24 protein-coding genes are annotated in these 23,623 nt (G+C 70.9%); 20 read left to right on the top strand and 4 right to left on the bottom strand.

The features are described from left to right. Positions 1–101: 101 nt before the first annotated feature. Together msrP and VMR06_RS12175 are read left to right on the top strand one after the other, a co-directional pair. The gene (gene msrP / locus VMR06_RS12180; RefSeq protein WP_325376687.1) at positions 102–1,085 is read left to right on the top strand and encodes a protein-methionine-sulfoxide reductase catalytic subunit MsrP; all 984 of its coding nucleotides are present in this window, start codon (positions 102–104) and stop codon (positions 1,083–1,085) included. Beyond that, positions 1,085–1,714, top strand: coding sequence for a protein-methionine-sulfoxide reductase heme-binding subunit MsrQ (locus VMR06_RS12175; protein ID WP_325376685.1), 630 nt, complete (start codon positions 1,085–1,087; stop codon positions 1,712–1,714). The genes msrP and VMR06_RS12175 overlap by 1 nt, the downstream gene beginning before the upstream one ends. Here VMR06_RS12175 and VMR06_RS12170 read toward each other — a convergent pair. Further along, positions 1,694–2,497: an FHA domain-containing protein gene (locus VMR06_RS12170; protein ID WP_325376683.1), complete on the bottom strand. Its 804-nt coding sequence runs from the start codon at positions 2,495–2,497 to the stop codon at positions 1,694–1,696. The genes VMR06_RS12175 and VMR06_RS12170 overlap by 21 nt on opposite strands. 75 nt (positions 2,498–2,572) lie before the next feature. On the opposite strand from VMR06_RS12170, the gene VMR06_RS12165 reads away from it, so the two are divergent. Both VMR06_RS12165 and VMR06_RS12160 read left to right on the top strand, forming a co-directional pair. Further along, entirely contained in the window at positions 2,573–2,848 is a 276-nt protein-coding gene (locus VMR06_RS12165; RefSeq protein WP_325376681.1) for a polyhydroxyalkanoic acid system family protein, read from the top strand. A gap of 112 nt (positions 2,849–2,960) precedes the next feature. After that, the gene (locus VMR06_RS12160) at positions 2,961–7,916 is read left to right on the top strand and encodes an alpha-2-macroglobulin (protein ID WP_325376679.1); all 4,956 of its coding nucleotides are present in this window, start codon (positions 2,961–2,963) and stop codon (positions 7,914–7,916) included. Between the two features lie 81 nt (positions 7,917–7,997). On the opposite strand, the gene VMR06_RS12155 is transcribed toward VMR06_RS12160, so the two are convergent. After that, positions 7,998–8,414 carry a protease inhibitor I42 family protein gene (locus tag VMR06_RS12155; RefSeq protein ID WP_325376677.1) on the bottom strand — a complete coding sequence of 139 codons (417 nt, stop codon included), beginning with the start codon at positions 8,412–8,414 and terminating at the stop codon, positions 7,998–8,000. A 294-nt stretch (positions 8,415–8,708) separates the two neighbouring features. On the opposite strand from VMR06_RS12155, the gene pbpC reads away from it, so the two are divergent. The 3 genes from pbpC to VMR06_RS12140 all read left to right on the top strand — a co-directional run bounded on the left by pbpC (position 8,709) and on the right by VMR06_RS12140 (position 12,130). After that, entirely contained in the window at positions 8,709–11,057 is a 2,349-nt protein-coding gene (pbpC, locus tag VMR06_RS12150) for a penicillin-binding protein 1C (protein ID WP_325376675.1), read from the top strand. 109 nt (positions 11,058–11,166) lie between these two features. Further along, positions 11,167–11,772, top strand: coding sequence for a phasin family protein (locus VMR06_RS12145; RefSeq protein ID WP_325376673.1), 606 nt, complete (start codon positions 11,167–11,169; stop codon positions 11,770–11,772). Between the two features lie 82 nt (positions 11,773–11,854). Continuing rightward, positions 11,855–12,130 (top strand): acyl-CoA-binding protein, encoded by a 276-nt coding sequence (locus tag VMR06_RS12140; protein ID WP_325376671.1) that lies wholly within the window; start codon positions 11,855–11,857, stop codon positions 12,128–12,130. A 19-nt stretch (positions 12,131–12,149) separates the two neighbouring features. Here the strand turns inward: VMR06_RS12140 and murA are convergent, their stop codons facing one another. Then, positions 12,150–13,409, bottom strand: coding sequence for a UDP-N-acetylglucosamine 1-carboxyvinyltransferase (gene murA / locus VMR06_RS12135; protein WP_325376669.1), 1,260 nt, complete (start codon positions 13,407–13,409; stop codon positions 12,150–12,152). A gap of 82 nt (positions 13,410–13,491) precedes the next feature. Beyond that, positions 13,492–13,722, bottom strand: coding sequence for a BolA family protein (locus VMR06_RS12130; protein WP_325376667.1), 231 nt, complete (start codon positions 13,720–13,722; stop codon positions 13,492–13,494). A gap of 174 nt (positions 13,723–13,896) precedes the next feature. On the opposite strand from VMR06_RS12130, the gene VMR06_RS12125 reads away from it, so the two are divergent. The 13 genes from VMR06_RS12125 to VMR06_RS12065 form a co-directional block, all read left to right on the top strand. Further along, complete coding sequence (locus VMR06_RS12125) at positions 13,897–14,919, top strand: KpsF/GutQ family sugar-phosphate isomerase (protein WP_325376665.1); 1,023 nt, start codon at positions 13,897–13,899, stop codon at positions 14,917–14,919. Positions 14,920–15,136: 217 nt separating this feature from the next. Beyond that, complete coding sequence (gene kdsC / locus VMR06_RS12120) at positions 15,137–15,679, top strand: 3-deoxy-manno-octulosonate-8-phosphatase KdsC (RefSeq protein ID WP_325376663.1); 543 nt, start codon at positions 15,137–15,139, stop codon at positions 15,677–15,679. Next, positions 15,676–16,254, top strand: coding sequence for an LPS export ABC transporter periplasmic protein LptC (lptC, locus tag VMR06_RS12115; RefSeq protein ID WP_325376661.1), 579 nt, complete (start codon positions 15,676–15,678; stop codon positions 16,252–16,254). The genes kdsC and lptC overlap by 4 nt, the downstream gene beginning before the upstream one ends. Further along, positions 16,214–16,813, top strand: coding sequence for a lipopolysaccharide transport periplasmic protein LptA (gene lptA / locus VMR06_RS12110; RefSeq protein WP_325376659.1), 600 nt, complete (start codon positions 16,214–16,216; stop codon positions 16,811–16,813). Before lptC ends, lptA begins: the two co-directional genes overlap by 41 nt. Then, on the top strand, positions 16,813–17,532 hold the full coding sequence (lptB, locus tag VMR06_RS12105) for an LPS export ABC transporter ATP-binding protein (RefSeq protein WP_325376657.1): 720 nt from the start codon (positions 16,813–16,815) through the stop codon (positions 17,530–17,532). The genes lptA and lptB overlap by 1 nt, the downstream gene beginning before the upstream one ends. A 164-nt stretch (positions 17,533–17,696) precedes the next feature. After that, positions 17,697–19,124 (top strand): RNA polymerase factor sigma-54, encoded by a 1,428-nt coding sequence (locus VMR06_RS12100; protein ID WP_325376655.1) that lies wholly within the window; start codon positions 17,697–17,699, stop codon positions 19,122–19,124. 155 nt (positions 19,125–19,279) lie between these two features. Beyond that, positions 19,280–19,600: a ribosome hibernation-promoting factor, HPF/YfiA family gene (gene hpf, locus VMR06_RS12095; protein ID WP_325376653.1), complete on the top strand. Its 321-nt coding sequence runs from the start codon at positions 19,280–19,282 to the stop codon at positions 19,598–19,600. Positions 19,601–19,624: 24 nt separating this feature from the next. After that, positions 19,625–20,092 carry a PTS sugar transporter subunit IIA gene (locus tag VMR06_RS12090; RefSeq protein ID WP_325376652.1) on the top strand — a complete coding sequence of 156 codons (468 nt, stop codon included), beginning with the start codon at positions 19,625–19,627 and terminating at the stop codon, positions 20,090–20,092. Between the two features lie 48 nt (positions 20,093–20,140). Beyond that, positions 20,141–21,091, top strand: a complete 951-nt coding sequence (gene hprK, locus VMR06_RS12085) for an HPr(Ser) kinase/phosphatase (RefSeq protein ID WP_325376650.1) — start codon at positions 20,141–20,143, stop codon at positions 21,089–21,091. After that, a complete protein-coding gene (rapZ, locus tag VMR06_RS12080; RefSeq protein WP_325376648.1) occupies positions 21,085–21,975 on the top strand; it encodes an RNase adapter RapZ in 891 nt (296 codons plus the stop codon). The genes hprK and rapZ overlap by 7 nt, the downstream gene beginning before the upstream one ends. 2 nt (positions 21,976–21,977) lie before the next feature. Further along, positions 21,978–22,370: a PTS fructose IIA subunit family protein gene (locus tag VMR06_RS12075; protein ID WP_325376646.1), complete on the top strand. Its 393-nt coding sequence runs from the start codon at positions 21,978–21,980 to the stop codon at positions 22,368–22,370. Further along, positions 22,363–22,632 (top strand): HPr family phosphocarrier protein, encoded by a 270-nt coding sequence (locus VMR06_RS12070; protein ID WP_325376644.1) that lies wholly within the window; start codon positions 22,363–22,365, stop codon positions 22,630–22,632. Before VMR06_RS12075 ends, VMR06_RS12070 begins: the two co-directional genes overlap by 8 nt. A gap of 63 nt (positions 22,633–22,695) precedes the next feature. Further along, positions 22,696–23,623, top strand: a 928-nt coding sequence (locus VMR06_RS12065) for a phosphoenolpyruvate-utilizing N-terminal domain-containing protein (protein ID WP_325376760.1), incomplete at its 3' end; no start/stop codon positions are given.

Below are 23,623 nucleotides of genomic sequence, written 5' to 3'. Positions count from 1 at the left end.
AAGCCCGGCTGGCGCGCGTTCCGCAGCCGCCGCGTTCATCGCGGCTGAACATCGGACGGAGTATCGTCGCGACGCCCTTCCCGCCTCGCCGGAACCGACCCATGCGCCGCGACGCCGTACCCGCCATACCGGGCTCGCAGATCACGTCCGAATCGACCTGGCTGCGCCGCCGCCAGATCCTCAAGGCGCTCGCGCTGGCCGGACCGGCCCTGGCCGCCGGCTGCAGCCGGGCCGAGGACGGCGCCGCCGCCGAGGCGGCCGAGCTGCCCGGCGAGGCGCTGACGGTCGCCAGCCGCAGCGCCTACTCGACCGACGAGACCCGGACCAGCCTGCGCGACGCGACGCACTACAACAATTACTACGAGTTCGGGACCGGCAAGGACGATCCGTGGCGGCGATCGGGCCGCTTCAAGCCGGCGCCGTGGAGCGTGGAGGTGGCCGGACATGCCGAGCTGACCGGCCGCTTCGCGCTGGAGGACCTGGTCAAGCCGCATGCGCTCGAGGAACGCATCTATCGCATGCGCTGCGTCGAGGCCTGGTCGATGGTCATTCCGTGGGTCGGCATCCCGCTCGGCGACGTGCTCAAGCGCTTCCGCCCGACCGCCCAGGCCAAGTACGTCGCGTTCACGACGGTCGAGCGACCGGCCGAGATGCCGGGGCTGTCGTATCCGGTGCTGCGCTGGCCGTATCGCGAGGGCCTGCGCATCGACGAGGCGATGCATCCGCTGACCCTGCTCGCGGTCGGGCTGTACGGGCGCACGCTGCCGAACCAGAACGGCGCGCCGCTGCGCCTGGTCGTGCCGTGGAAGTACGGCTTCAAGGGCATCAAGTCGATCGTGCGCATCGACTTCACCGAGAGCCAGCCGGCCACCTCGTGGAACCTCTCGGCCGGCGACGAGTACGGCTTCTACGCCAACGTCAATCCGGGGGTCAGCCATCCGCGCTGGAGCCAGGCCAGCGAACGGCGCATCGCCGGCACCGGCCTGAACCTGCTCGGCAACCGGATCGCGACGCTGCCGTTCAACGGCTACGCCGACCAGGTCGCCGGCCTGTATGCCGGCATGGACCTGCGGACCCACTATTGATGGCGCGCCGCCTCGATCCGATCGCGCTCAGCAAGCCTTTCGTCTTCGCCGCCTGCCTGCTGCCGCTGGCCTGGCTGGTCTGGCTGACCGCCTACGGCGACCTCGGACCCGATCCGGTCGCGCGCCTCGAGCACGAAACCGGCGCCTGGGCGTTGCGCCTGCTGCTGGCGACGCTGGCGCTGACGCCGCTGCGCCGGCTCGGCGCCGGTGCCGGCGTGATCCGCTACCGGCGCATGCTGGGGCTGTTCGCGTTCTTCTACGCCAGCGTGCATCTGGCGGTCTATCTGGTCGTCGATCTCGGCGGCTTCTGGTCGCAGATCCTGCAGGAGATCGCGCGCAAGCCGTTCGTGACCGCCGGCTTCCTGGCCTGGCTGCTGATGATTCCGCTGGCCGTCACCTCGACGCGCGCGATGATGCGCCGGCTCGGCGGCCGCTGGCAGAAGCTGCACCGGCTGATCTATCCGCTGGCGATCCTGGCGATCCTGCATTTCCTCTGGCAGGTCAAGTACGGCGAGACGATCGCGGTGCGCGAGCCGCTGATCTACGCCGGCATCCTCGTCGTGCTGCTGGCCCTGCGCGTGCCGGACTGGCTGCGCCGTGCGCGCCGCTCAGGTGCCCAGCAGCAATAGCAGCGCCAGCGCCAGGCCGATCAGCGCGCCGCCGCCGATCAGCCACCACAGGCCGTTGCGCGCCGCCTCGGTCTCCTCGCCGGCACCGTCCAGCAGCGCCGGATCGACGGCCGGCTGCGGAATCAGCGGCGTGCGGCGCGTCTCGTCGGCCGACGGCAGGCCCGGCGCCTCGATCAGGAACCGGTTGCGGCCGATCACGACCTGGTCTCCGGAGCGCAGCAGCGCCGCCGTGACGGCGACGCCGTTGACCTGGACGCCGCCGCTGCCGTGGCTGCGCAGTGCGATGCGCGGCCCGCCGAGCACGATCGTCGCATGCAGCGGCTCGACGCCGGCCTCGTCGACGACGAGGTCGTTGCCGGCAGCCGATCCGATCGTCAGCTGCGGATTGAGTGCGATCGACTTGCCGAACCAGCTGCCGGAGATCCCGCGCAGCGCGGCGCGTGCCACCGGCGCGGACCCGTCGACGTCGAGCGTCACCGCCTCGTCCGCGACGTCGGCGTCGCGATCGGGCTTGACCAGGACCGCGACGCGATCGAGACAGACCGTGTCGCCGAGCCGCAGCAGCGCCTTCTCGCGTACCGGCCGCGCATTGACGTGGGTGCGCGCGGCCGCGTCGAGTACGTCCAGGACCAGACCGCGCGCATCGGCGGTGACGCGCGCGTGCCAGGCGTGCACGCCGTCGGCCGCGATCACGATCGTGTTGCCTTCCGCGCTGCCGAGCGTGACGGCGCCGGCGGCGACGACGACGTCGCGGTGCTCGCCGTTCGGAAAACTGAGGCGCATCGGCCATCCAGGCTTGTTATTGCCGCGAAATTTAGCACAGCATGCCGTCCCGCACGCCCGCATCCGGAGCCCGGCATGAGCCGCATCGACATCCGCCGTCCCCACCAGCGCAGCCGCCAGGACGTGCGCGACGCCGTCGACCGGCTGGCCTGCTCGCTCGGCGACCGGTTCGGCGTCTGCCACCGCTGGGACGGCGACACGCTGACGTTCGAACGCAGCGGCGTGCGCGGCCGGATCGCGGTCGGCGAGCACGACGTGCACGTCAGCGCCGAACTCGGCCTGCTGATGGGCGCGATGAAGCCGCTGATCGAACGCGAGATCGAGCGCTACCTCGACCAGCATCTGGCCTGATCGCGACACGCATCGGCCGCCCGTCGGCAGCCGTGCGCGGCCACGTCGCGCCCGCAGTTCGCCACAACGGCTCGCTATACTGATCGGCATCCGTTCTGGAGGGGAACTTGGGATGAAGGCCTCGCTGCCTGTTTCGCCGTTGCGTCTCGGATGGACCATCGTGCTGTCGTCGGCGCTGGCCCTGCTCGGTGCCTGCAGCCGTTCCCCGCAAGGCGTGCCCGAACTCCAGGAGCGCAAACCGGTCGCCGCCGAGCCGGCGACGCAGCCGGAAGGCTTCGCGCTGGCCTCGGCGCGCGCCGAGCCGTACCAGGGGCAGCTCGCGCTGACGCTGGAGTTCTCGCGCGCGCTGACCGGATCGCAGACGTTCGACACGCTGATCGAGGTGACCGGGCCGAAGGGCGAGACCGTAACCGGCAGCTGGGCGCTCGACGAGGACGGCAAGACGCTGCGCTTCCCGTTCGTGCAGGCCGACGCCAGCTACACCGTGCGCATCAAGCCGGGCATCGGCGCGGTCGACGGCAGCACGCTGTCCGAGGCGGTCGAGAAATCGGTCTATACCGGTCCGCTGGAACCCGCGGTCGGCTTCGCGTCGCAGGGCAGCGTGCTGCCGGCGCGCGAGACGCGCGGCCTGCCGGTGGTGTCGGTCAACGTGCCGGAGGTCGACGTCGAGTTCCTGCGCGTGCAGGACAAGGAAATCCCGAACTTCTTCGCGGCCTACCAGCGCAACGCCAAGCGCTCCTCGTGGGAGCTCGATCCGCGCTACGGCTGGTACGGGCGCGAGGGCAAACCGGTCGCGCAGATCGCCGAGTCGGTCTATGCCAACCGCTTCGCACTGGCCGGCAAGCAGAACGAGCGCACGCTGTCGTACCTGCCGATTCAGAACATCGCCGAGCTGAACCAGCCGGGTCTGTACTTCGCGGTCATGAAGCGCGCCGGCAGCTTCGGCGACCAGTTCGAGACCAGCTTCTTCTTCGTCAGCGACATCGGTCTGCACACGCGTGTCTATGCCGACAAGCTGTTCGTGCACACCGCCTCGCTGAAGACCGGGGCGGCCACCAGCGGTGTCGAGATCGCCGTCGTCGACGCCAAGGGCGAGACCGTCGTCAGCGGCACCACCGACGCCAGCGGCAACGCCCTGCTCGGCTACACGCTCAACGCCGCGCACGTGCTGACCGCGCGCGCCGGCCGCGACGTCTCGCTGCTGCCGTTCAACCAGCCGGCGCTGGACCTGTCCGACTTCGCGGTCGGCGGCCGCCGCCAGGAGCGCTTCGACGTATTCGCCTGGTCCGGGCGCGATCTGTACCGGCCCGGCGAGACCGTGCGGCTGTCGGCGCTGCTGCGCGACTTCGACGGCAAGCCGATCGCCGCCCAGCCGCTGTTCGTCAGCCTCAAGCAGCCCGACGGCCGCGTGTTCGCGCAGGCCAGGCTCGAGCCCGGCGATCTGAACTATTTCGAATGGACGCGCGAGATTCCGGCCGATGCGCCGACCGGCCGCTGGCAGGTCGAGTTCCGGCTCGACCCGGCCGCCAAGGAAGCCAGCCAAGGCATCACGTTCCGCATCGAGGAATTCCTGCCCGAGCGCCTCAAGCTCGACCTCGGCACCGCGCAGGATCGGCTGGCGCCCGGCGAGGCGCTGGCGCTCGAGGTGCAGGCCGACTATCTCTACGGCGCACCGGCCGCCGGCAACCGCTTCACCGCGCGGCTGACCGTCGCCGTCGACCAGCATCCGGTCGAGGCCTACAAGGACTACTTCTTCGGCGATCCGACCGTGGAGCTGCCGAAGGAGGCCAAGGACGTGCTCGACGTCGTGCTCGACCAGCACGGCCACCACAGCGCGAGCGTCGAGATCGCCGAGGACGCCAAGCCGGCCACGCCGATCGCCGCGATCGTCTCGGGCAGCGTCTACGAAACCGGCGGACGCACCGTGACGCGCACGCTCAAGCGCACGCTGTGGCCGGCCGACACGCTGGTCGGCGTGCGGCCGCTGTTCGATCCGAAGGACGGCGCCAGCTCGAACGCGCGCGCCGGCTTCGAGGTGGTGCGCGCCAATGCCGCCGGCGAATCGGTCGGCGGCTCGCCGCTGAAGCTGACCCTGGTCCGCGAGCGCCGCGACTACCACTGGGTCTACGACAGCGAGAGCGGCTGGCGCTTCAACTACACCGAGCGCCAGGAGAACGCCGAGAGCCGCGACCTGCCGATCCAGGCCGGCCAGGCCGCGCGCTTCGACGTGCCGGTCGAATGGGGCAACTATCGCGTCGAGCTGTTCGATCCGGACACCGGCCTGACCACGCGCTATCCGTTCTACGCCGGCTGGAGCTGGAACGACGACAACCGCGGCCAGGAAGCGCGCCCCGACAAGATCAAGCTGTCGCTCGACAAGGAGCGCTACCGCGCCGGCGACACCGTCAAGGTGACCGTCACGCCGCCGCATCCCGGCGAGGGCCTGCTGCTGGTCGAGTCCGACACGCTGCTGCACACCCAGGCGATCGACGTGCGCAAGAACGCGACGATCGAGATTCCGGTCACCGAAGCCTGGGAACGCCACGACGTCTACATCACGGCGCTGGTCTTCCGCGGTGGCTCGGCCTCGGAGAAGGTCACGCCGGCGCGCGCGGTCGGCGAGGCTTTCGTGCCGATCGACCGCAGCGAGCGCAAGATCGAGGTCAAGCTCGAGGCGCCGGCGACGATGAAGCCGCAGACCGCGCTGCCGGTGACGGTCAGCGCGCCGGCGCTGGCCGGCCGCAAGGCCGCGGTGACGGTGTCGGCGGTCGATGTCGGCATCCTCAACATCACGCGCTTCCCGCGGCCCGACCCGACCGGCTGGTTCTTCGCGCAGCGCCGGCTCGGCGTCGATGCCTACGATCTGTACGGCCGCGTCATCGAGAGCTTCGAGGGCGGTACCGCGCGGCTGCGCTACGGCGGCGACCTCGCGCTCGACGCGCTGCCGCAGGCGCGCCGGCCGACCGCGAAGGTGCAGACCGTGGACCTGTTCTCCGGCACCGTCGCGCTCGATGCGCAGGGCCGCGCCGAGGTCAGGCTCGACGTGCCGGACTTCAACGGCACGCTGCGCGTGGTCGCGGTCGCGTTCGCCGACGACCGCTACGGCAGCGCCGATATCGAGACGATCGTGCGCGCGCCGCTGGTCGCCGAGATCTCGACGCCACGCGTGCTCGCGCCGGGCGACCGCTCGGTGATGACGCTGGACCTGCAGAACTTCTCCGGCAGCGAGCGCGCGATCACGGTCGACGTACAGGCCGGCAAGCCGCTGGCGTTGGCCGACAGCAAGCGCACGCTGACGCTGGCCGACGGTGCCAAGACCACGCTGAACTTCCCGCTGAGCGCGCAGGACGGCTACGGCGTCGGCACGCTGACGGTCGCCGCCGACGCCGGCGCCGACATCGAGATCCGCCGCACGTTCGAACTCGCGGTGCGGCCGGCCTGGCCGTCGGTGTTGCGCTCGCGGCCGGCCGTGCTCGAGCAGCTGGCGCCGATCACGCTCGGCGCCGGCGAGCTCGACGGCCTGCTGCCCGACTCGGTCACCGCGCGGCTGACCGTGACCAGCCTGCCGCCGCTGCCGTTCGCGGCCGCGCTGCAGGGCCTGCTCCAGTACCCGTACGGCTGCGCCGAGCAGACCACCAGCAAGGGCTACGGCGCGCTGCTGCTCGACGGCGCGAGCGCCGACAAGCTCGGCGTGACCGGCCTTGACGCGGACGCGCGCAAGGCCCGCGTCGAAGGCGCGCTCGGCCGCCTGGCCTCGATGCAGGTCGGCTCCGGGCATTTCGGCATGTGGGGCGGCGACGGCTACGTCAACGAGTTCCTGACGCCGTACATCACCGAGTTCATGCTCGACGCGCGCGACGAGGGCTTCCTGGTACCCGAGGCGACGCTGCAGAAGGCCCTGCAGCGGATCAACGACGACCTGCTGTCCGGCGGCCATCCGTACTACCAGTACGACCACAGCGACCATCTGCGCTTCGCCGACCAGGCCTGGTCGGCCTACGTGCTCGCCCGCGTCAACCGCGCGCCGCTCGGCACGCTGCGTGCGTTGTACGACAACGACCGCGGCAAGTCGCTGACGGCATTGCCGCTGGTCCACCTCGGCATCGCGCTGAAGCTGATGGGCGACGCGCCGCGCGCCGAGCAGGCGATCGCCGAAGCCTTCGCCAAGACGGTCGACCGGCCGTCCTGGCTCGGCGACTACGGCTCGGACCTGCGCGATACCGCGCTGATGATCTCGCTGGTGCGGCGGTTCGACCTCGCCAAGCCGGAGTACCTGGCGCGCGTGTTCGATCTGGCGCGCAGCCTCGACGCGAATGCCGGTGACCGCCGCTCGCGCTGGACCTATCTCAGCACGCAGGAGCAGATCGCGATCGCGCGGCTCGGCCGCACGCTGATCGACGACAACGGCAATGCAGTCTCCGGCACCCTCGCGATCGGCGCGCAGACCACGCCGGTCGAGCCGACGCAGCTGTGGACGCGCAGCTTCGGCGCAGCCGATCTGCGCGCCGGCGTGCGGCTGACGCCGCAGGGCGACCTGCCGATCTATCTGAGCACCGACGTCGCCGGCGTGCCGACCTCGGCGCCGGCCAACGACGACAGCCACGTCTGGATCCGCCGCCGCTACTACACGCTCGACGGCAAGCCGTGGGAGCCGGCGCCGCTCAAGGAAGGCGATGCGCTGATCGTCGGCCTGCGCCTGGAAGCGCGCGAATCGATGCGTGACGCGCTGCTGGTCGACCTGCTGCCCGGCGGCCTGGAGATCGAGAACTTCAACCTGACCGACGCCAAGCAGTGGGCCGACGTCGTCGTCGACGGCATCACGCTCAGCGATCGCGGCTCGGCCGCCGAGGTTCGCCACGAGGAGTTCCGCGACGACCGCTACGTCGCCGCGCTCAGCCTCGACCAGGGCCAGACCGCGCAGATCTTCTATCTGGTGCGTGCGGTGTCGCCGGGCACGTTCCTGGTGCCGCCGCCGCTGGTCGAGGACATGTACCGGCCGCAGATCCGCGGCGTCGGCCGCAGCGAGCCGCCGCGCATCGAGGTCGGCGCGCCGGCGAAGTCGCCGTGAGCGGCGCGGCCGGCGAGGCGCAGGCGTGCGTGATCGGCCAGCCACTGCTCTCGTGCCGCGCGCTCGCGCGCGGCAGGCGTCTCACGGTGCAGCGGGCGCGGCCACGACGACGGTGAATACGCGCACCGGCGCCGAGGGTGCCGGCACCGCGCGCGCCTCGATCCGCTGCAGCCGCAGCGTCGCTTCGCCGGGCGCGATCGCACGGAAGCGCCATTCGTACCGTCCGCCGGAGCCGACCACCGGCCGCGGCGGCGGATCGAGCAGCCGTCCTGCTGCAAGCGTCTCGAGTACCGCACCGGCGGTCGACGCGTCGATCCGCCAATGCGTGCCGGTGCTGGGGTTCGAGTACAGCCGCAGCACCAGTTCGTCACCGACCTGCACATGCTGCGGCGCTCCGGCTTGGCCGGCACCGAGCTCGACCGTCGAGGCGGCCGCACCGGCCGCGCCGATCCACAACGCGCCGAACGCGATGCCTGCCGCCGATCCGCGTACGCTCATGATCCAGCTCCGATCGCTGCCGTGGCCGCATCAGCCTAGCAGGCCGTCGCACGACGGACCGCATGCGCTGTCTGGCCTTCCATCGCTCGTGCAGCGGCGATGCCTGACCTCGCCCGGCGCGGCCGAACGCAGGGCCGCTGCGCGAGCGGACGCGCCGAATGCGGCAACGCGATCGCCTCGCGTCCCGGCGCCGGCCGGCCGGCGGCAGCGCCGGCACGTCGGCGCGATCGGCCGTGCGGCCGCGTGGATCGGCGCGACGCCGCCGACACGGCGCGGCGCTGAAGTGGGCCGCGGATGAAAGCGATCCTGCGCCCGCGCTGGCTCAGGGGCCTGCTCGCGGCCGTGCTGGTGCCGGCCGCGCTGCTGTGGGTGCTCGACCGCTGCTTTCCACTGCCGCTGCCCGACGGATCGGGCGCCGGCACGGTCGTGCTCGCGCGCGACGGCCAGCCGCTGCGCGCGTTTCCGGACCGCGACGGCGTCTGGCGCTATCCGGTGACGCCGGACCAGGTCTCGCCGCTCTACGTCGAGGCGCTGCTGAACTACGAGGACCGCTGGTTCGCGCATCATCCGGGCGTCAATCCGCTCGCGCTGGCGCGCGCGATCGGCCAGGGACTGCGCCATGGCCGCCTGGTCTCCGGCGGCTCGACGCTGACGATGCAGGTCGCGCGCATCCTCGACGGCACGCCGCATACGCTGGCCGGCAAGCTGCGCCAGATGGCACGCGCGCTGCAGCTGGAGGCGCATCTGTCCAAGCGCGAGATCCTGACGCTCTATCTCAACCACGCGCCGTTCGGCGGCACCGTCGAAGGCGTCGAGGCGGCATCGTGGGCGTACCTCGGCAAGTCCGCGCAGCGGCTTTCGCACGCCGAGGCGGCCCTGCTCGCGGTGCTGCCGCAGGCACCGACGCGCCTGCGGCCCGACCGCAACGCGGAGGCGGCCCGCGCCTATCGCGACAAGGTGCTCGAGCGCATGGCGCGACTCGGCGTCTGGACGCCGGCGGTGGTCGCCGACGCGCGGATCGAGACGGTCGCGTCGCGCTCGCTGCAGCCGCCGATGACGGCCGCGCTGTTCTCCGAACGCCTGCGCACGGCCTACCCGGACCAGCGCCGGATCGCCTCGACGATCGACGTCGAGCTGCAGCGCGCGCTCGAGGCGCGCGTCGGAGACTATCTGGCACGGCTGCCCGAGCGCACCTCGGCCGCCCTGCTCGTCGTCGACAACGAAACGCTGGAAACGCTGGCCTATGTCGGCTCCGGCGCGTTCGGCAGCGAGGCGCGGCTCGGCCACGTCGACATGGTGCGCGCCTGGCGCTCGCCAGGTTCCACGCTCAAGCCGTTCCTGTACGGACTGGCGCTCGACGACGGCCTGATCCATTCGGAAAGCCTGCTGGTCGACGCACCGCAGGCGTTCGGCGGCTATCGGCCCGGCAACTTCGACATGGCGTTCAACGGGCCGGTCGCGGCGGCCGAGGCGCTGCGCCTGTCGCTGAACATTCCGGCCGTCGATCTGCTCGACCGGGTCACGCCGACGCGCTTCGCGGCGCGCCTCGAACATGCCGGCCTGAGCCTGCGCCTGCCGCGGGGGGCGCGGCCGAACCTGTCGGTGATCCTCGGCGGCGCCGGCGCGCGGCTGGAGGATCTGGTCGGCGCCTACACCGCGCTCAATCGCGGCGGCGTGGCCGGCCGCGTGCGCCACCTGCGCGACGCGCCGGTCGTCGATCGCCGCCTGCTGTCCGAGGGCGCGGCCTGGATCGTGCGCGAGATGCTCGAGGCCAATCCGCGGCCCGGCTATGCCAGCGGCAGCTTCGACACCGGCTCGCGCCCGCGCGTGGCCTGGAAGACCGGCACCAGCTACGGCTTCCGCGACGCCTGGGCGATCGGTACCACGCGGCGCCATACGGTGGGCGTCTGGATCGGACGCCCCGACGGCACGCCGCTGCCGGGCCAGTACGGCGCGGTCACCGCCCTGCCGCTGATGTTCCAGGCGGTCGACACGCTGCCGCGCAGCGCGATCGCGCCGACGCCGCGGCCGCCGCCGGCGAACGTCGCCTCGGTGCCGATCTGCTGGCCGCTCGGGCTGGCGTTCGATCCGGACCATCCCGATCGCTGCCACCAGAAGCGCGATGCCTGGGTGCTCGACGGCGTGATCCCGCCGACGCTGGCCGAGCGCGACGCGACGCGCTGGAGCGCCGGCCTGGTCCATCTGACCGTCGATGCCGCCAGCGGGCAGCGGCTCGCTGCCGGCTGTCTGCGCGAGCCCTCGCGCAGGATCGACGTCGCGCGCTGGCCGGTCGCCGCGTATCCGTGGCTGTCGCGCGAAACGCGGCGGCGCGCCGGCCTGCCGCCGCTGGCGCCGGGCTGTGCCGACGACGGGCTCGGACAGTTGCAGGGGCTGCGCATCGAGGGCATCGGCGACGGCGCGACGCTGGCGCGGGCGCCCAACAGCGACCAGCCGGCGCGGGTGCGGCTGCGCGCGCTCGGCGCCGAGGGCGAGGTGCTGTGGCTGGTCGACGGCCTGCTGGTTGCCCGCTCGCTGGGCAGCCGGCCGATCGAGCAGCCGTTCGACACGCCCGGGCCGCGCACGATCACCGCGCTCGCCGCCGACGGCGCCTACGCCCAGGTGCAGGTGCGCGTGCTGCGCTGAACGCTCGCACGCCGGACGCTGCAGCGCCGCTTGTACCGGCGCGAGGCACGAAACGACAATGAACGCCGCCGGCCGGCGCCGCACCGGCCCAACCGAACAGGACATGCACATGGCAGCATCCGGATCGAAGCGCCCCACCCGTTCGCGCGGCACCGCGCCGACCGCCACCGCGCCGCGCAAGCCGGCCAGGGCATCGGCCAGGACGCCGGCTCAGGCACCGGCCGAGGCGCCGGCCGGTCCGAAGCCCGAGGCCGCTACGGGCCGCTCGATCTGGCTGGCCGGCCTCGGCGCGCTGGCGCGCGCGCAGGCCGAGGGTGCGCGGCACTTCCAGGCGCTGGTCAAGGCCGGCATCGACTTCGACGGTCAGCTGCGCAAGGCCGCACGGACCCGCGGCGAGGCCGCCGGCGAGCTGATCGGGGCGGTCGGCGATGCGTTCGGCGCACGCGTGCGCTCGGCGCTGCCGGTCGTCGGCCGTGCCGAGTTCGACGCGCTGGCGGCACGCGTGGAGACGCTCGCGCGCCGCGTCGAGCAGCTGCAGCGCGGCGGCACGGCTCGGCCGGCCGCAGCGGCACGCCGCGGCGGCGCCGAACCGCGTCCGGGCGCGCATGCGGTGCGCCGCGTACGCGACGAACTGGCCGACGTGGCCAAGGAACTGGAGAACGCGCAGATCGCCGCGCGCGCAACGACGCGGAGAAGCGGCTCGCGCAAGCGCTGACGGCGCGCGTTGACCGACATTTCTTGCGCTGTTCTAATCGTTCGCCGGTCAGACGACGACCATGCCCGCGCGCAGGTTCGCTATGCCAGACGATCTACAGGCCGCCTTTCAGACCGCCGTCGCGCGCGTCAGGGAGTTGGCCGAACGTCCGGACAACGACACCCTGCTGAAGCTCTACGCGCTCTACAAGCAGGCCAGCGAAGGCGATGCCTGCGGCCCCAAGCCGGGCTTCTTCGATTTCGTCGGCACCGCCAAGCACGAATCCTGGGGCAAGCTCAAGGGCATGAGCCGCGAGGACGCGATGCAGCGCTACGTCGAACTGGTCGAACGCCTGCACGCCCCGGACCACGGCGGCTGAGCCGCCGCACCGCTCCGGATCAGGACGGCAGACGGCGGATGTGCGCGCCGAGCGAGCCGAGCTTCTCCTCGATGTTCTCGTAGCCGCGATCGATGTGATAGACGCGATCGACCGTGGTGTCGCCCTGCGCGACCAGGCCGGCCAGCACCAGCGACGCCGAGGCGCGCAGATCGGTCGCCATCAGCGGCGCGCCAGTCATCTGCGGCACGCCCTTGATGATCGCGGTATTGCCTTCCAGACGGATGTCCGCGCCGAGCCGCTGCAGCTCGTGCGCGTGCATGAAGCGGTTCTCGAACACCGTCTCGGTGATCACGCCGACGCCCTCGGCGATGCAGTTGAGCGCGGTGAACTGGGCCTGCATGTCGGTCGGAAACGCCGGATACGGCGCGGTCGTCAGGTTGACGGCCTTGGGGCGGCGACCGCCCATGTCGAGCTCGATCCAGTCCTCGCCGACATTGATGTCGGCGCCGGCCTCGGCGAGCTTGGCGAGGACTGCGTCGAGCGTCTTGGGACGCACCTTCTTGGTGACCACGCGACCGCCGGTGATCGCCGCGCCGACCAGGAAGGTGCCGGTCTCGATGCGGTCGGGCAGCACGTCGTAGTCGGTGCCGTGCAGGCGCTCGACGCCCTCGATCGTCAGCGTCGCGGTGCCGGCCCCCTCGATCCGCGCGCCCATCGCGTTGAGGCAGTTGGCCAGGTCGATGACCTCAGGTTCCTGCGCGGCATTCTCGACAATCGTGGTGCCCGAGGCGAGCACGGCGGCCATCATGATGTTCTCGGTGCCGGTCACGGTGACCAGGTCGAGATTGATGCGGGTGCCGCGCAGCCGCTTGGCGCGTGCGCGGATGTAGCCGTTCTCGACGGTGACGTCGGCACCGAGCGCCTGCAGTCCCTTGATGTGCAGGTCGACCGGCCGCGAACCGATCGCGCAGCCGCCCGGCAGCGAGACGTCGGCCGCGCCGAAGCGCGCGACCAGCGGCCCCAGCACCAGGATCGAGGCGCGCATCGTCTTGACCAGATCGTACGGCGCGAAATAGTGCCGCGCCGCGCGCGGATCGACGTTGATGCGCATGCGCTCGTCGACGACCAGTTCCACCCCCATCTGGCCGAGCAGTTCCATCGTCGTGGTGACGTCGTGCAGATGCGGCACGTTGCCGATCGTGACCGGCTCGTCGGCCAGCAGGCAGGCGGCGAGGATCGGCAGGACCGCGTTCTTGGCACCGGAGACGGTGACTTCGCCGTTGAGCGGTTGCCCGCCGTTGATCACGATTTTGGCCATTGCTGTGGGTCACACCTCGAAGTGGGGAACGGGCGAGCGGCACGCCGTCGGCACGGCGCGCCGGCTCTCAAGGGACGGCGCGTCAGCGCGCTTCGTCCGGCGTCAGCGTGCGCAGCGACAGGGCATGGATCGCACCTCCCATCAGGTCGCCGAGGGTCGCATAGACCATCCGGTGCCGGGCCAGCGGCAGCTTGCCGGCAAACGCCGGACTGACCACCAGCGCCTCGAAATGCACGCCGTCGGGCCCGTGGACCTGGACCTGGGCGTCGGGCAGGCCCTGTCGGATCAGATTCTCGATCGTGGATGTGTCCATCGGCGGGCGGCTTGAGGGCGGGATGAGGGCTGCGACGATCGGTGCCCGGCGCCCGTCTTGGGCGCTTACACGGGCTTGCAGCTACAATGGAGGACGCGGATGTTACTGAAAAACTCCCATTTCCGAAACGCGGGCCCGTCCGACGCCGACGTTTCCATCGCTCTGCTGCCTTTGATGAACGCCCAAGTGCAACCGGTTTCCACGAAGCTCGCCCACTCGCCGATCGACGGCGATGCCTTGCGCCGGAGCGCGCTGAACGTGGTCACGATCGAGGCCCGGGCGATCGACGCGCTCAAGGACCGCATCGACGAGAACTTCATGCGCGCCTGCCAGACGATGTTCGCCTGCGCCGGCCGCATCGTCGTCTCGGGCATGGGCAAGTCCGGCCACATCGCGCGCAAGATCGCCGCGACGCTGGCCTCCACCGGCACCCCGGCCTTCTTCGTACATCCGGCCGAAGCCAGCCACGGCGACCTCGGCATGATCACGCACAAGGACGTCGTGCTCGCGCTCAGCAATTCCGGCGAGACCGACGAGCTGCTGACGATCCTGCCGCTGATCAAGCGCCAGGGCGTGCCGCTGATCGCGATGACCGGCAACGCCGGCTCGTCGCTGGCGCGCATTTCCGACGTCCACCTCGACGTATCGGTGCCCGAGGAGGCCTGCCCGCTCGGCCTGGCGCCGACCTCGAGCACGACGGCGGCCCTGGTCATGGGCGACGCGCTGGCGATCGCGCTGCTCGAGGCGCGCGGCTTCACCGACGAGGACTTCGCGCGCTCGCATCCGGCCGGCTCGCTCGGCCGCCGCCTGCTGCTGCACATCGGCGACGTCATGCACAGCGGCGCGGCGATCCCGTCGGTCGATACGCAGGCCACGCTGTTCGAGGCCGTGCTCGAGATGACGCGCAAGGGCCTGGGCATGACCGCGATCACCGATCCGGAGGGCCGCCTGCTCGGCGTCTTCACCGACGGCGACCTGCGCCGCGCCGTCGACGACGGCGACGTCGACCTGCGCACGACGCCGGTGGTCCGGCTGATGACGATCAATCCCAAGACGATCGGCCCGGACAAGCTTGCGGTCGAGGCCGCGCGCGTGATGGAAGCGCACAAGATCCACGCGCTGCTGGTCGTCGACGACGATCAGCGCGTCGTCGGCGCGCTCAACATCCACGACCTGCTGCGCGCCCGCGTGGTCTGACCGGGGCGCCCGCAAGGGCTGCCGTCCCGCGTCACCGGCGGTCGCGATGGCGTTGCCCGCCCGGATGCCGGACTTCGCAGCGGCGGCTGATCGCCGCCGCCCACCATCCGCACCTCCGCGTAACGACCGGCCGCACCCATGCCGGTCCTCTCGCCGCGGTCGCCGCAGACGGCTGCGCGGCGGTACCATGCGCCCTCGCCTTTCAGCCGTCCCCATCATGCTGCCCGACGATCTGCCTGCCGACATCCGCGCCCGCGCGTCCCGCGTGCGCCTCGCCGTGTTCGACGTCGACGGCGTCATGACCGACGGCCGCCTCTGGTATGGCGAGGACGGCCACGAGATCAAGGCGTTCCATGTCCATGACGGGCTCGGCCTCAAGCGGCTGCTCGCCAACGGCATCGAGGTCGCGGTGATCACCGCCCGCATCAGCCGCACCGTGACCGAGCGCATGGCCGATCTCGGCGTCGCCCACGTCTACCAGGGCCAGGCCGACAAGCTCGCCTGCTTCCGCACCCTGCTCGGCGCACTCGGCCTCACGCCCGAGCAGAGCGCCTACACCGGCGACGACCTGCCGGACCTGGCGGTGATGCGCGAGGCCGGCCTCGGCGTGGCCGTCGCCAACGCCCACCCCTGGGTCCGCGAACGCGCGCGCTGGCGCACGCGGCGCGGCGGCGGCGAAGGTGCCGTGCGCGAGGTCTGCGACCTGCTGCTGGCCGCGCAGGGCCGCACCGACGCCGAAATGGCGTTCCACCTGCCGTGATCGACCGCCGCTACTGGCTGGCCGTGGTGCTGCTGGCGCTGGCCGCCGCGGCGACCCAGATTCTGGTCTGGATCAACCGCGCGCCGGTCGACGAGCAGGTCTACAGCGGTCCGCCGCGCTCGGACTACACGCTGGCCGACTTCACGATGAACGCGCTCGACGATCAGGGCAGGCTGTCGTTCGCGATCAGCGGCCCGCGCCTGGCGCGCCGCGGCGACGACGGCTCGATCTACGTCACCGACCCGCGCTACGTCCTGGTCGACCGCGACGGCCTGCCGTGGCTGGGCCGTTCCGACACGGCCTGGGTCGACAAGGGCGGCACCGTGATGAAGCTGCAGGGCGAGGTGCTGCTGGAGCGCCGCGCCGAAGCCGGCGTGCAGCCGGCGACGATCCGCACCGCCGATCTGACGACCTGGCCCAAGACCGGCAAGCTGGAGACCGCGGCGCCCGCCCGCATCGAGCAGCCCGGCTCTATACTGCGCGGCACCGGCCTGCGCGGCGACATGAACACGAACGTCCTGGAGTTGCTGTCCGATGTCCATTCCACCTTCGAACCCCGACAGCGGCGGCGTTGAGCGGTCCGCCCGCAAGGCGATCGGACTGATCCTGGCCGTGCTGCTGCCGGTCGCACCGGCGCTCGCGCTCAGCACCGACCGCAATCAGCCGCTCGACGTCAGGGCGCAGTACCAGCGCATGACGCAGAGCCGCGCGAGCGGCAGCGACACCCATTTCGTGACGCTGACCGGCAACGTGCGCATGGAACAGGGCAGCCTCAAGGCCCAGGGCGACGAGGCCAAGCTCTACGACACCACGCAGGCCGGCAGCGGCGGCGGCGACAACCAGATCCGCCGCATGGTGCTGACCGGCAAGCCGGCGCGGCTCGAGCAGCGCATGGACGGCAGCGGCGACCTGATGAAGGCCAGCGCCGCGACGATCCACTACAACACCGAGACCGGCATCGCCGAACTCGACGGCGACGTCGTCGTCGTGCAGGAAGGACGCTCGGAATTCCGCGGCGCGCACATGACCTACGACACCAATACCGGCGCGATGGAAGGCGGCAGCACTGCACCCGGCAGCGAGATCCACCTGCGCTTCCTGCCCAAGACCGCACCGCCCGGCGGCTCGCCCTGATGCTGAGTGCCGAGGGGCTGCGCAAGAGTTTCCGCGGCCGCAACGTCGTACGCGATTTCGGATTCGCGATCGGGGCCGGCGAGGTCGTCGGACTGCTCGGTCCCAACGGTGCCGGCAAGACGACCTGCTTCTACATGGTGGTCGGCTTGATCGCCTCGGACGCCGGCGTGATCCGCCTGGACGAGACCGACATCACCCAGCAGCCGATGCACGTGCGCGCCCGCCTGGGCGTGGGCTACCTGCCGCAGGAGCCGTCGGTGTTCCGGCGCCTGACCGTCACCGAGAACATCCTGGCGATCCTCGAGCTGCGCGAGGATCTGGACGCCGCCGGCCGCGCCGCCGAGCTCGAAAGCCTGATGCAGGAGCTGCAGATCGGGCACATCGCCGGACAGAAGGGCCAGAGCCTGTCCGGCGGCGAGCGGCGCCGCGTCGAGATCGCGCGCGCGCTGGCCGCCAAGCCCCGCTTCATGCTGCTCGACGAGCCGTTCGCCGGCGTCGACCCGATTTCGGTCGTCGACATCCAGCGCATCGTGCGTCACCTCAAGGATCGCGGCATCGGCATCCTGATCACCGACCACAACGTCCGCGAGACGCTCGGCATCTGCGACCGCGCCTACATCATGAGCGACGGCGTCGTGCTCGCGCAGGGCGTGCCGGCCGACATCCTGACCAACGAGCAGGTGCGCGAGGTGTATCTGGGCCGCGAATTCCGCATGTAGCGCGCCCGCATCGCGCCGGACCGCCAAGCGGCGCCGGCCGACCGAAACCGTGGCGCGCCTGCTGGCCCGCCAAGCCTGTTCCGTTCGCGCTGCGCCGTCAAGCCCTGCCCGGGCCTGCGATTTAGCGCTAGGATTTCGAACCAGGGGATTGGCATGATTCCGGCATGAAACCTGCTCTCCAGCTTCGCGTCAGCCAGCAGCTCGCGCTCACTCCTCAGTTGCAGCAGGCAATCCGTCTGCTGCAGCTCTCGCGCATGGAGCTGGAGCTCGAGCTGGCGGTCGCGCTCGAATCCAATCCGCTGCTGGACATGACCGACGGCGACGCCGAGTTCGACGAGAACGGCGAGCAGAGCGAGTCGCCCGAGCCGGCCGAAGCCGAAGCGCCCGCCGAAGCGGCCGGCGAGGACGCCCACGACGACGAAGGCCCGCTCGACCTCGCGCTCGAGCACGGCGACTACCGCGGCGCCTCCAGCGACGAGGACGGCCTCGAGCCGCAGGACGCCGAAGCGGAGGACCTGCGCGACCACCTGCTCTGGCAGCTGAACCTGACGCCGATGTCGCCGCGCGACCGCGCGATCGCGACGGCGGTCATCGAGGCGGTCGACGACGACGGCTATCTCGGCGAGCCGGCCGAGGTGCTCGCGCAGAGCGTGCAGTCGCTGTTCGCGGCGACCGCCGAGGAAGTGGAGGCCGTGCGCCATCGCGTACAGCGCTTCGATCCGCTCGGCGTCGCCAGCCGCAACCTGCGCGAGTGCCTGCTGGTACAGCTCGACGCCTGCAGCCGCGATACGCCCTCGCTCGATCTGGCGCGCACCCTGGTCGACCAGCATCTCGACCAGCTCGCGCGCAACGACCGCGGCAAGCTGTGCCAGAAGCTGCGCGCCAGCGCCGACGAGCTCGACAATGCGATCACGCTGATCCGCTCGCTGAACCCCCGGCCCGGCGCCGGCCATTCGGCGGCGCCGGCCGAGTACGTCGCGCCCGACGCGTACGCGATCAAGCACAACGGCCGCTGGCAGGTCTCGCTGTCGCCGGGCTGCCAGCCGCGGCTGTCGATCAACCAGCACTACGCGGCCCTGATCGCGCGCGCCAAGCGCGACGACGCCAACTACCTGCGCAGCCAGCTGCAGGAGGCGCGCTGGCTGATCAAGAGCCTGCAGACGCGCGCCGATACGCTGCTCAAGGTCGCCACCGCGATCGTGCGCGCGCAGGAGGCCTATCTCGAATTCGGCCCCGAGGCGATGCGCCCGCTCGTGCTCAAGGACGTCGCCGACGAGATCGGCATGCACGAATCGACGGTCAGCCGCGTGACCACGCGCAAGTACCTGCACACGCCGCGCGGCACGTTCGAGTTCAAGTATTTCTTCTCCAGCGGCGTGACCACGATCGACGGCGGCGCGGCATCGGCGACGGCGATCCAGGCGATGATCCGCAAGCTGGTCGCCGACGAGCGCCCGGAGCGGCCGCTGTCGGACCAGGCGCTGACCGTCGAACTCAACAATCGCGGCATCAACGTCGCCCGGCGCACCGTCGCCAAGTACCGCGAAGCGATGAACATACCCTCGTCGAACGATCGTGCGCGCCTGAGTTGAACCGGTCCGCAAACACCCCCATCGAAACTCCATCACCCTGAGGAACCTCGCCAACCGATTCGTGTCCGAACAGCTTGAGGCCTGCATCGCGCCCCGGCGTGTTTCAGGCTACTGCCGGGGATGTTCCCGGTTCACCCGCAGCAACGGAGGTCGTCATGCAGATCCACGTCAAGGGGCATCAAGTCGAAGTCACTCCCGCCATCCGCGACTACGCGATAGCGAAATTCGAGCGAATCGGACGAACCCTCGATCATGTGAACGAACTGACGATCGTGATCAGTGTGGAGAAGCTGCTGCACAAGGCCGAGGTGACGGTGTTGTGCGCGGGCCGCACCCTGCACGCCGAGACCACCTCGACCGACATGTACGCCGCGCTCGATGCACTGGTCGACAAGCTCGGCGCGCAGGGTCGCAAGCTCAAGAGCAAGCGTGCGGACCACCATGCCGATGAGGTACGCTCCGCGCGTTACGCCTGACGCCAGGGACACCCGCTCCGCCCGATGCCTCTGCTCGATCTTCTGCCCGCGGAGCGGGTTCACGTCGGCGTCCGGGCCGGCGACAAGCCGCAGCTGATCCGGCATCTGGCCGGCATGCTCGCCGTCGATGACGGCGAACTGCCGGCCATCCTCGAATCGCTGCTCGCGCGCGAGCAGCTCGGCAGTACCGGGCTCGGCAGCGGCGTGGCGATTCCGCACGGCCGCACCCCGCACATCGACGGCGCGCGCGCCGCCTTCGTCCACCTGGCCGAACCGGTCGATTTCGGTGCCGCCGACGGCCTTCCGGTCGATCTGGTCGCCGCGCTCGCGGTGCCCGCGCATTTCACCAATCAGCATCTGCAGCTGCTGGCCGAGCTGGCCCAGATCTTCTCCGACGCCCGGCTCACCGGTCAGCTGCGCAGCGCGCCCGACGCCGCCACTCTGCGCCTGAAACTGGCAGAATGGACGCGCGCCGCCCGCGAATCCCGCTGAGGCGCGCCGACGCGGCCCGCAGCGCCGCTGTAGCCCCGGGACATCTGCGTGGATCGAGTCACCGCCCGCGAGATCTTCGACGCCGTCAGCGAGCGTCTGGCCCTGCGCTGGGTCAGCGGCATGCGCGGCGAGAACCGCGTCATCGAGCCGGTCGGCGCGCAGACGCGCCGTCCCTCGCTGGTCGGCTATCTGAACATCATCTATCCGAACAAGGTCCAGATCATCGGCACGGAAGAGCTGAATTATCTGGACGGCCTCGATTCGCGCCAGCGCTGGGAGACCATCGAGCGCGTGATGAACTACAAGCCGATCGCGCTGGTCGTCACCAAGGATCAGGCGGTGCCGGCCGATCTGCGCGAGGCCGCCGACGAATCGCAGACGCCGCTGTGGGCCAGCCCGAAGCGCGGCCACGAACTGCTGACCTATCTGCAATACCACCTGGCGCGCGCGCTGGCGCGCCAGATCACGCTGCACGGCGTGTTCATGGAGGTCAACTCGATCGGCGTGCTGATCACCGGCGAGTCGGGCACCGGCAAGAGCGAGCTGGCGCTCGAACTGATCACGCGCGGGCACCGGCTGGTCGCCGATGATGCGCCGGAGTTCACGCAGATCGCGCCGGACGTCATCGACGGCACCTGCCCGGAGATGCTGCGCGACCTGCTCGAGGTGCGCGGCCTGGGCATCCTCAACGTACGCGAGATGTTCGGCCACACGGCCGTCAAGCAGTCCAAGTACCTGCGCCTGATCGTGCATCTGCAGCCGCAGCGCTTCGACGCGCCCGGCGACAGCATGATCCGCCTGACCGGCGACGTCGGCTACCGCGAGGTGCTCGATTTGCAGGTGCCGCAGATCGTGATTCCGGTCGCCCCGGGCCGCAACATCGCGGTGCTGGCCGAGGCCGCCGTGCGCAGCCACATGCTCAAGACCAAGGGGCTCGACCCGGCGCAGACCTTTATCGACCGCCAGGCGCATCAGATGCGCCGCCTGCCGCCATGGTAGAGCCCCTCGCCGACGCGCCCGCGCAGCGCGCCCAGCTGATCGTCGTCAGCGGCCTGTCCGGCTCGGGCAAGACGGTCGCGCTGCGCACGCTGGAGGACCTCGACTACTACTGCGTCGACAACCTGCCGAGCGCGCTGATGCCGGCCTTCGTGTCCGCCGTTTCGCAGGACTCGATCGCGATGCATCCGCGCATGGCCGTCGGCGTCGACGTGCGCAACCGGCGCCAGGACCTCGACCGCCTGCCCGGCATCCTGTCGGACCTGGCGCGTACCGGCATCGACTACCGCCTGCTGTTCCTGGACACGCGCGACGAGGTTCTGCTCAAGCGCTATTCGGAATCGCGGCGTCGCCATCCGCTGTCGGCCGACGGCATCGCGCTGGCCGATGCGATCGTGCAGGAGCGCAAGCTGCTGCGTCCGATGCGCGCGATCGCCGATACCGTCATCGACACCAGCGACATCAACGTCCATCAGCTGCGCCGCCTGGTCATCACCGAGATGGGCCAGAAGAGCGGCTCGATGACGCTGCTGTTCGAGTCGTTCGCGTACCGGCGCGGCGTGCCGCCGGATGCCGATTTCGTCTTCGATGCGCGCGCCCTGCCCAATCCGCACTGGAACGCCACGCTGCGGCCGCTGTCGGGCCGCGACGCGGCGGTGCGCGACTGGCTCGAGCGCCAGCCCGACGTGGAGGCGTTCCGTGCCGACGTCGCCGGCTTCCTGGACCGCTGGCTGCCGCGTTTCGAGTCGGAAGGGCGCAGTTATGTCACCATCTGCATCGGCTGCACCGGCGGCCGCCACCGGTCGGTGTACCTGGCCGAACGACTGGCCGAGCACTGCCGCGAGCGCTTCCGGCAGGTGCTGAGCTACCACCGCGAGATGGAATGACGATGAGCGTCGGCGTACTGCTCCTGACTCACGAGGCGATGGGCGGCGCGCTCATCACCGCCGCGCGCCACGTGCTCGGCAAGCTGCCGCTGCCGCTGGACGTGATCGAGGTGGAGCCGGGTTCCGACCCGGACACCACGCTGCGCGACGCGACGCTGCGCGCGCGGTCGCTCGACGGCGGCGACGGCGTGCTGGTGCTGACCGACCTGTACGGCGCGACGCCTTGCAATGTCGCGCAGCGGCTGCCGGGCCTGGGCGTGCACATGCACTGCGTGTCCGGACTCAATCTGCCGATGCTGCTGCGCGTGCTCAACTATCCCGAGCAGAAGCTCGATCAATTGGCGCAGACCGCCGCCAGCGGCGGTCGCGGAGGAATCTTCGTCGACCATGCTTGAACGCGACATCACCGTCAGCAACCGGCTCGGCCTGCATGCGCGGGCTTCGGCCAAGCTCGTCCAGGCGCTGCAGGGATTCCAGGCGAACATCTTCATCATCTATCGCGGCAAGGAAGTGAACGCCAAGAGCATCATGGGCGTGATGATGCTGGCCGCCGGCCTCGGCGCGCAGCTGCGCCTGCGCGCGGACGGCGCCGACGAGGAGGCGGCGATGGCGGCGATGGTCGACCTGTTCGAGCGCAAGTTCGACGAGGGGCAATGACGATCCCGAGGAGTAGCATCGAGCGTGCGGTCGGTACTTAAAGGCGGCAGCGCGGCGCGCGGCATGGCGCTCGGACGCGCACGCCTCGAGCAGCCCGGCCGCATCCTCGTCGACGAGCGCCCGCTTGCGGCCGAGGAGATCGAGCCGGAGGTCGAGCGCCTGCTGGCGGCGATCGGCCTGGCGCGCGACGAGCTGCGCACGCTGCGCGACAAGCTGCACGGCACGCTGGCCAGCGACGTCGGCGACTTCCTCGAAGCGCACGGCCTGATCCTCGCCGACCGCGATCTCGTCGCCGGCCTGGTCGATCTGGTCCGGCTCGGCCGCTACCGCGCCAGCGCCGCGCTCAAGCTGCAGCGCGACAAGCTGGTCGCGGTCTTCGAGGCCATGGAAGACGCCTACCTGCGCAGCCGCAAGGAAGACATCGACCACGTGCTCGGCCGCGTCCAGGCCGCCCTGGTGCGCGAATCGAGCGTCGAGGAGCGCAAGCTGGCCTCGCGCGTCGGCGAGATCCTCGTCAGCGACATCGTCGCGCCCGCCGAGCTGGTGCCGCTGGCCGAGAACGGCGTGCTCGGCGCGGTGCTGACCAACGGCAGCACGCTGTCGCACAGTGCGATCCTGGCCCGCTCGCTGCGGCTGCCGATGGTCGTCGGCGTCGACGACGCGCTCGGCTCGATCGCCGAAGACGACCTGATCCTCGTCGACGGCGAGCACGGCGAGGTGGTGGTCCATCCCAATGCGCAGGACATCGCGCGCTATCGCAACTGGCAGCGCGAACAGGTCCAGATCGGCAAGCGTCTGGCGCGGCTGCGCGAAGCGCAGACGCTGACCCGGGACGGTGTGGCGATCCGCCTCTACGCCAATGCGGAGATGCCGGCCGACGTCGCCCGCGCGCGCCTGTCCGGCGCCGCCGGCATCGGCCTGTACCGGACCGAGTTCCTGTTCCTGCAACGCCGGGAGATTCCAGGCGAGGAGGAGCAGTTCCTGGCCTACC

Source organism: Dokdonella sp., assembly GCF_035511235.1.
In the GTDB taxonomy this organism is placed as follows: domain Bacteria; phylum Pseudomonadota; class Gammaproteobacteria; order Xanthomonadales; family Rhodanobacteraceae; genus Dokdonella.
The sequence above is the reverse complement of the archived record's forward strand: the minus strand, read 5'-3'. Positions and strand labels throughout refer to the sequence as shown.

Excerpts from the sequence above, each read along its gene's own strand:
- kdsC (WP_325376663.1), top strand. The coding sequence starts at position 15,137 with ATGCTGCCCGACGATCTGCCTGCCGACATCCGCGCCCGCGCGTCCCGC.
- pbpC (WP_325376675.1), top strand. The coding sequence starts at position 8,709 with ATGAAAGCGATCCTGCGCCCGCGCTGGCTCAGGGGCCTGCTCGCGGCC.
- rapZ (WP_325376648.1), top strand. The coding sequence starts at position 21,085 with ATGGTAGAGCCCCTCGCCGACGCGCCCGCGCAGCGCGCCCAGCTGATC.
- lptA (WP_325376659.1), top strand. The coding sequence starts at position 16,214 with ATGTCCATTCCACCTTCGAACCCCGACAGCGGCGGCGTTGAGCGGTCC.
- VMR06_RS12070 (WP_325376644.1), top strand. The coding sequence starts at position 22,363 with ATGCTTGAACGCGACATCACCGTCAGCAACCGGCTCGGCCTGCATGCG.
- lptB (WP_325376657.1), top strand. The coding sequence starts at position 16,813 with ATGCTGAGTGCCGAGGGGCTGCGCAAGAGTTTCCGCGGCCGCAACGTC.
- VMR06_RS12165 (WP_325376681.1), top strand. The coding sequence starts at position 2,573 with ATGAGCCGCATCGACATCCGCCGTCCCCACCAGCGCAGCCGCCAGGAC.
- VMR06_RS12140 (WP_325376671.1), top strand. The coding sequence starts at position 11,855 with ATGCCAGACGATCTACAGGCCGCCTTTCAGACCGCCGTCGCGCGCGTC.
- VMR06_RS12145 (WP_325376673.1), top strand. The coding sequence starts at position 11,167 with ATGGCAGCATCCGGATCGAAGCGCCCCACCCGTTCGCGCGGCACCGCG.
- msrP (WP_325376687.1), top strand. The coding sequence starts at position 102 with ATGCGCCGCGACGCCGTACCCGCCATACCGGGCTCGCAGATCACGTCC.
- hpf (WP_325376653.1), top strand. The coding sequence starts at position 19,280 with ATGCAGATCCACGTCAAGGGGCATCAAGTCGAAGTCACTCCCGCCATC.
- VMR06_RS12125 (WP_325376665.1), top strand. The coding sequence starts at position 13,897 with ATGAACGCCCAAGTGCAACCGGTTTCCACGAAGCTCGCCCACTCGCCG.
- VMR06_RS12175 (WP_325376685.1), top strand. The coding sequence starts at position 1,085 with ATGGCGCGCCGCCTCGATCCGATCGCGCTCAGCAAGCCTTTCGTCTTC.
- VMR06_RS12130 (WP_325376667.1), bottom strand. The coding sequence starts at position 13,722 with ATGGACACATCCACGATCGAGAATCTGATCCGACAGGGCCTGCCCGAC.
- VMR06_RS12170 (WP_325376683.1), bottom strand. The coding sequence starts at position 2,497 with ATGCGCCTCAGTTTTCCGAACGGCGAGCACCGCGACGTCGTCGTCGCC.
- VMR06_RS12155 (WP_325376677.1), bottom strand. The coding sequence starts at position 8,414 with ATGAGCGTACGCGGATCGGCGGCAGGCATCGCGTTCGGCGCGTTGTGG.
- murA (WP_325376669.1), bottom strand. The coding sequence starts at position 13,409 with ATGGCCAAAATCGTGATCAACGGCGGGCAACCGCTCAACGGCGAAGTC.
- VMR06_RS12160 (WP_325376679.1), top strand. The coding sequence starts at position 2,961 with ATGAAGGCCTCGCTGCCTGTTTCGCCGTTGCGTCTCGGATGGACCATC.
- VMR06_RS12090 (WP_325376652.1), top strand. The coding sequence starts at position 19,625 with ATGCCTCTGCTCGATCTTCTGCCCGCGGAGCGGGTTCACGTCGGCGTC.
- VMR06_RS12075 (WP_325376646.1), top strand. The coding sequence starts at position 21,978 with ATGAGCGTCGGCGTACTGCTCCTGACTCACGAGGCGATGGGCGGCGCG.
- VMR06_RS12100 (WP_325376655.1), top strand. The coding sequence starts at position 17,697 with ATGAAACCTGCTCTCCAGCTTCGCGTCAGCCAGCAGCTCGCGCTCACT.